This is a genomic window from Microcoleus sp. S13_C3 (assembly GCF_036700905.1).
Taxonomy (GTDB): Bacteria; Cyanobacteriota; Cyanobacteriia; order Cyanobacteriales; family Microcoleaceae; genus Microcoleus.
Genome location: NZ_JAUBPT010000266.1, coordinates 1 through 6,283, shown reverse-complemented (window position 1 = coordinate 6,283; position 6,283 = coordinate 1). Strand labels below are relative to the sequence as shown.

6 protein-coding genes are annotated in these 6,283 nt (G+C 44.5%); 3 read left to right on the top strand and 3 right to left on the bottom strand.

The window, feature by feature from the left end; genetic code table 11:
• Both QUA16_RS35240 and QUA16_RS35235 read left to right on the top strand, forming a co-directional pair.
• Nucleotides 1–182: hypothetical protein (locus tag QUA16_RS35240; RefSeq protein ID WP_333109643.1), on the top strand; the 182-nt coding region annotated here is incomplete at its 5' end.
• A 2-nt stretch (nucleotides 183–184) separates the two neighbouring features.
• Nucleotides 185–1,840: a SpoIID/LytB domain-containing protein gene (locus QUA16_RS35235; RefSeq protein ID WP_333109644.1), complete on the top strand. Its 1,656-nt coding sequence runs from the start codon at nucleotides 185–187 to the stop codon at nucleotides 1,838–1,840.
• 262 nt (nucleotides 1,841–2,102) lie between these two features.
• Here the strand turns inward: QUA16_RS35235 and QUA16_RS35230 are convergent, their stop codons facing one another.
• Entirely contained in the window at nucleotides 2,103–2,402 is a 300-nt protein-coding gene (locus QUA16_RS35230) for a ferredoxin (RefSeq protein WP_333109645.1), read from the bottom strand.
• 1,075 nt (nucleotides 2,403–3,477) lie between these two features.
• The gene (locus QUA16_RS35225) at nucleotides 3,478–3,777 is read right to left on the bottom strand and encodes a ferredoxin (RefSeq protein WP_333109642.1); all 300 of its coding nucleotides are present in this window, start codon (nucleotides 3,775–3,777) and stop codon (nucleotides 3,478–3,480) included.
• Between the two features lie 525 nt (nucleotides 3,778–4,302).
• On the opposite strand from QUA16_RS35225, the gene QUA16_RS35220 reads away from it, so the two are divergent.
• On the top strand, nucleotides 4,303–5,316 hold the full coding sequence (locus tag QUA16_RS35220; protein WP_333109641.1) for a Gfo/Idh/MocA family oxidoreductase: 1,014 nt from the start codon (nucleotides 4,303–4,305) through the stop codon (nucleotides 5,314–5,316).
• 199 nt (nucleotides 5,317–5,515) lie between these two features.
• On the opposite strand, the gene QUA16_RS35215 is transcribed toward QUA16_RS35220, so the two are convergent.
• Nucleotides 5,516–5,815 (bottom strand): glycosyltransferase, encoded by a 300-nt coding sequence (locus QUA16_RS35215; RefSeq protein ID WP_333109640.1) that lies wholly within the window; start codon nucleotides 5,813–5,815, stop codon nucleotides 5,516–5,518.
• Nucleotides 5,816–6,283: the final 468 nt, after the last annotated feature.

Below are 6,283 nucleotides of genomic sequence, written 5' to 3'. Positions count from 1 at the left end.
TGAATAATTCATTAGTCCTCTTTGAGAGGACTTTCGCTTTGAGGCAGGGGTTTCAACCCCTGTCGGACTATCGGTTTAACGAACCAAACCAGCTTATCTTCAGCAATTCCCCTATAGCAGCGGCCAAATGTGCTAACGTACAATCAAAAATCCCCAAATTTCAACTATCGGGAGATAGATAACTGTGTCCGCTCAAGCACCTCCAACTCCCAATTACAAATGGTTTAGCTGCATTTCTAGGACTGTTTTCACCGCATTGTGCCTGTTGCCTCTTTTCAGCGCTGCGGGATACGCCCAAACTCCCCAAAATAGACCCATCAAAATCGGCGTAGTGCAGCGGTTTGGCACCAAAGCAACCGACAAACTGACGCTGAAAGCATTACCGGGCGACAGCTTAACTTTGCGTTACAAAACTCCTCAAGGCATAGAAACCAAAACGGCTGCTAGCGTCAAGTTAGAAATAGCCCCGAAACCGCTGGAAGCGCCCTTAGTAGAAGAACGAGTTGTTCTGAGCTCCCACCGCAGTTTCGAGAGTGCGGAAGACAGTGCCAATCAGTGGCGCGCCCAGGGAATAGAAGTAGAAATTGCTCAACCTTTGCGCTGGCAAGTTTGGGCGAAAAGAGATGTTTATAACTCTCCTTTGGTGCGGCGCTGGCTGTTGCAAAGTTTGCAAGCTCAAGGGAACACAACAGCTTTTTTGGATTCCAAAGTTTTTAAACAAGTACCCCAGGCATTTTGGGTTTTAAACGGCTTTCGTTTCAACCGCAATGAGTTGGATGTGACGGCCGGGAAAAATGTGATTGAGGTATTGGAACAAACCACCCAAGAGGCCACAGCTACTGAACCAGAAAAAGCAATTCAACAAACTCACCGTTATGGCGGCAGTTTGCACCTGCAAAAAAATTCTTACGGCACTTATACTTTGGTGAATAAAGTGCTGACCGAAACTTATTTGCGGGGTGTTGTTCCTCACGAAATTGGGGCTTTTTCGCCTTACGCTGCGATTGTCGCTCAAACTATTTTAGCGAGAACCTATGCCCTGAGAAATTTGCGTCGGTTTGCTGTGGATAATTATGAGTTGTGCGCTGATGTTAACTGTCAAGTTTATAAGGGTTTGACGGAGGTTTACCCGCAAAGTGATAAGGCGATCGCCCAAACGAGCGGTTTGGTTCTAACTTACGAAAATCAGCTAGTAGACGCGCTCTATTCCGCCTCTAGCGGCGGCGTGACAGCGACTTTTAGCGATGTGTGGCAGGGTGCGGAACGTCCATATTTGCGATCGATCGTCGATTCGCCTAATAATATTTGGGATTTGTCCAAGCAGAGTTTGTCTGACGAAAACAATTTCCGCCGCTTTATCAGTTTGCAAAAAGGGTTTAATGAGGAAAAAGAAGACACTTTTCGGTGGCGCGAACCTGCTTCTTTGACGGCAATTGGTGGATTTCTCAAACAGTATCTTCAGAAGAAACAGCACCCGCTGGCTAATTTGAAAACTGTCACTCAGGTGGAAGTGGTAGAAAGGTCGCCCGCAGGTCGAGTTTTGAAAATGAAGGTTCAAACTGACTTGGGCCCGATTGATATCGACAAAGACGAGATTCGCAATGCTTTTTACCCGCCGATTAGCACGCTTTTTTACCTCGAACCAATTTACAATCCCGACAAAACTCTCAACGGTTATGCTTTTGTCGGAGGCGGTTTCGGACACGGGGTGGGAATGAGTCAGACTGGTTCTTACAATTTGGCTAATTTGGGCTGGAATGGATCTCAAATTCTGGGCTTTTATTTTCCTGGCACTCAAGTTGTGCCGCTGGGCGATAACATTACATTTTGGCAACCATAAAATTAAACTCCCAAAATTCAGTGAGGACTTGCGTAAAAACTATCGAATGCAAGCAGGAGCAATGCAATCTCAATGCCGGATTTTTCCGAATCTTTAGCGCAAGTCCTAAAATTTTGAGATTTGAGATTTTAGATTCTAGGCTAAATTTTACGAGCTAACTAAAATCTGCTATCTAAAATCTCAAATTATTCGGTCAGCTATCGCATCAAACTGCTATTAATCAATAGCTTGGAGTTAGAGCAGATGACTGACGGCCCCCTTTTTAGTACAGCTCTTCTTCTTTGTGAGTTTCTATCGTACAGTCAGACTGGGGATAGGCGACGCAGGTGAGGATCATTCCGGCCTCGATTTGGTCGTCGTCCAAGAAAGATTGGTCGGATTGGTCAACAGTGCCTGATATGATTTTGCCGGCGCAGGTGGAGCAAGCTCCAGCGCGGCAAGAGTAGGGGAGGTCAAGTCCTGCTTCTTCAGCAGCATCGAGAATGTAAGTATCTTCATCAACGTCAATGGTCTGGTTAAGTCCTTCGGCTTCGCTGATGAGGGTAACTTTGTAAGTTGCCATGCACTAAATCCTCTCAAAAATTCAACAAGATTGATAATTTTTCCTAATGCAACCTTCAAGGCTCTATGAGCTTTGAGGTTAGGCATTAGGTTCGTTCCCTCTATGATAGTAGGGGATAGAAGCCCGGTTGCAACACTCATTTACAAAAAATTTGAATGGGATTAGTTATCACTTTTTTTAATTTCATCTTTATTACTTATACCTACTAAAGTCGGCGATTTAAATCATCGGCACTACACAAACAAAGTCCGCGCAACGCGAGACTAAATATCAGTCGTAAAACTTTTAGATTTTAGACTTGGGATTCTAGATTGGTTTCACAGTTAATCTAAAATCTGCCATCTAAAATCTAAAATTATTTGGTCAGCTATCTGCTAAAACAGTTAGAAATTTATAGCTGGGAGTGACAGACTGATACTTTTAATCCAGACAATCTCCGAAAACCTGAGAGAATCCAAATATAGCACACTCATCAGACAGGTCCCAGAGCATGGTGGTATCCCACAAAGCTTTAAGGAAAATCCCTAAAGCGCTACTCAAACTGGGTGTTTTCTAAGGAGCGTCAATTAAATAATTTCCCTTTTTTCTTGTGGGATGGGCGTCCCGCCCGCCCAGAAAGGACGGGCGGGACGCCCATCCCACAACAGTCATGAAAAGTGGATTTTATTTAATTCTCATCCCTAACCACAGTTGGGGCAGTGAAAAATTTTAGAGCCACCTAACTTTTATGGCTCTCACCGTATTTTGCACAAATTTTGGAGGTGTATTCTTCACTGGTTTTGACCAACCTCGAACCGCAAGGATTACAGAGATGCTCTCAAGCGAAAGCTTGAGAGAAGTGAGAGAAAGTCCAAGTCATCATTACTGATGGTTTTATGCAGGCTACTTCAGTCTACACCAATTGTCATGAGTATTACCTAAAAGTCTAGGAAAATATCATCCTAGCAATTGCTCCTGGCGGCTTGTTTCAGTCTTAGACACAGAAACCCGGTTTCTTAACATAATTGCCGTATTTCAGCTTAATCCTGGAAACTAGAAACCAGGTTTCCTAAGGTATCGCGCGGAACGTCCTTTTTTAGTACAGCTCTTCTTCTTTGTGAGTTTCGATCGTACAGTCAGACTGGGGATAGGCGACGCAGGTGAGGACAAATCCGGCCTCGAGTTGGTCGTCATCTAAGAAAGATTGGTCGGATTGGTCAACTTTGCCTGCTGTGATTTTGCCGGCGCAGGTGGAGCAAGCTCCAGCGCGGCAAGAGTAGGGAAGGTCGAGTCCTGCTTCTTCAGCAGCATCAAGAATGTAAGTATCGTCATCAACGTCAATGGTCTGGTTAATTCCTTCGGCTTCGCTGATGAGGGTAACTTTGTAAGTCGCCATGCACTAATCCTCTCAAAAATTCAACAAGATCTATAATTTTTCCTAATGCAACCTTCAAGGCTCTATTAGCTTTGAGGTGAGCTCTTAGGTTTGTTCCCTCTATGATAGTAGGGGAAAGAAGCAAGGTTGCAACACTTATTTACAAAAAATTTGAATGGGATTAGTTATAATTTTTTCTAATTTCATCTTTATTACTTATACCTATGTTGGGTTCAGCCTTGTGATACTGTTGCCGCAAGACTTGCGCTAAACCACCGGGTTTCTAGGAAAAATCCTATTTTGAGCCCTACAACACAAAAACTGGGTTGTTGGTATGCGGTGTATCGATCGAGTTTCAGCAAGACTGGCTGCAAGGCAAGTCCCCGCCGGCGTTGAAATGTATAGTTAGAATCGCATCAAGACTTGGGTGTTGAAGGCTCGATCGAATAAATCGCACCACAACCACAGCTTAAAATCGGGGCGATAAAACCCTAAAGTCCTGCACCGCAAGTCTGTAACTATCTAAAATCTTAAATCTCAAATCCCATGACTAATATTGATACTCGCTTTGGTTTTTCGGTTAATTCTCCAATTCGCGTGGGGATTGTGGGTACTGGTTTTGCAGCTAAGTTGAGGGCCGAGACAATTCAAGCTGATGGGCGATCGAACTTGGTAGCAGTTGCGGGCCACTCCCCGGAGAAAACCGCAGCATTTTGTCAAGGATTCGGGGCCGAAGCTGCGGTTTCCTGGCGCAAGCTGGTAGAAAGAGACGATTTAGATTTGGTGATTGTCTGTACCGTGAACCGGGATCACGGGGCGATCGTCCTGGCGGCGCTAGAAAGTAACAAGCACGTTGTGGTGGAATATCCTCTATCTTTAAACGTATCTGAAGCAGAAAGGGCGATCGAACTTGCCGCCCAAAAGCAAAAACTCCTCCACATCGAACACATCGAACTGTTAGGCGGTTTGCACCAAGCGATCAAAGAATCTTTGCCATTAGTCGGTAAAGTTTTTTACGCCCGCTACATTACTATGAGTCCTCAACACTCAGCGCCACAGCGGTGGACTTATCAACATTCCCTCTTTGGCTTTCCGTTAGTTGGTGCACTGTCGCGACTGCACCGATTTACTGATTTGTTCGGGGAAGTGGCAAGCGTTAACTGTCAAGCTCAATTTTGGGACAGTCAGCCGGATTTCTACAAAGCTTGTTTGTGCAATGCACAGTTGCGCTTTGCCAATGGCCTTGTCGCTGAAGCTGTTTATGGAAAAGGAGAGACTTTTTGGCAGTCGGAAAACATTTTTACCATCTACGGAGAAGCAGGAACGCTGGTTTTTACGCCAGAATCCGGTCAATTAATTCAGGGAGAGAATCGGCGCAACCTCAAAGTAGGAACGCGGCGCGGTTTGTTTGCCAAAGACACCGATATGGTGTTGGAATATTTGTCAAACGGTACGCCTTTGTACGTGGATAATGCCAGTAGTTTGTACGCTTTGAATGTGGCAGATACGGCGAGGCGATCGAGCGAGATTCGGCAAACTCTCGCAGTTATAAATCCGTAAAAAGGAGCGAACAGGAGGTTATTAGACTTTGGGAAAAATCGCTTATAACTCATAATACATTAGGACAACTCAGCTAAAAGTCCTGCTCAGCAAATCCGCAATCGGCCGATCGATATTGGTCTGGTGAAAACGCCGACTAGCCATATAGTAGGCAGATTGGGCGATCGCGATCTTATACTCAGGTGGGTTATGACAGGTATTAATAACTTCTGCGAGTTGGTGTGGCTTGCCGGGAGGAACCAAAAAGCCATTGATGCCCAGGCTCTATTAATTCAATAGCCCATCCAGATTGAGCAGCAACTATAGGTCTACCACACAGCATAGCCTCGACAATAACTCTGCCAAAAGGTTCGGGTGCGGTTGAGGTATGTGCAACTAAATCACAAATTGCCATTAACTGCGGAATATCTGAACGAAAGCCTAAAAAATTAACTCGATCTTCAAGTCCTAATTCTGCCACTTGTTTGTGTAATTGCTGGACATAATCCTGCTCACCCAAGAGCCCATCACCACTAAAATAGCTGTTACATTTTTGGGACTGTAGGTAAGTGCTTCAATTAAAATATGTTAACCTTTCCAAGGTGACAATCGGCTGAAATGACCGACGATAAATTGCCCATCAAGTTCTAGCTGTGTCTTGAGTTGGCTAATTTTAGAGCGCTCTGATAGACTTCAGGTTCAAAGCCATTGTAGACGACATCGATTATGTCCTAGCGTCCTCCTGCTTCGAGGAAAGCAGCCTGACTTGCTTTGGAGTTAGCAATAACCAATGGTGCAAAGGGATTAGCCAAAGTTACAGCTACTTTTAAGTTAGTTGGGCTGAAATGACCTGTAGATAAAATGTCATGCAAATGATACGCGAGAGGGCGACGACTCAAAAAGCTAGCTAATAGACCTCTTGCAAAAAAAATATATGTTATAATTAGAGGTTTTAAATTTAATCCCCTAGAGCTAACTCATAATTGTA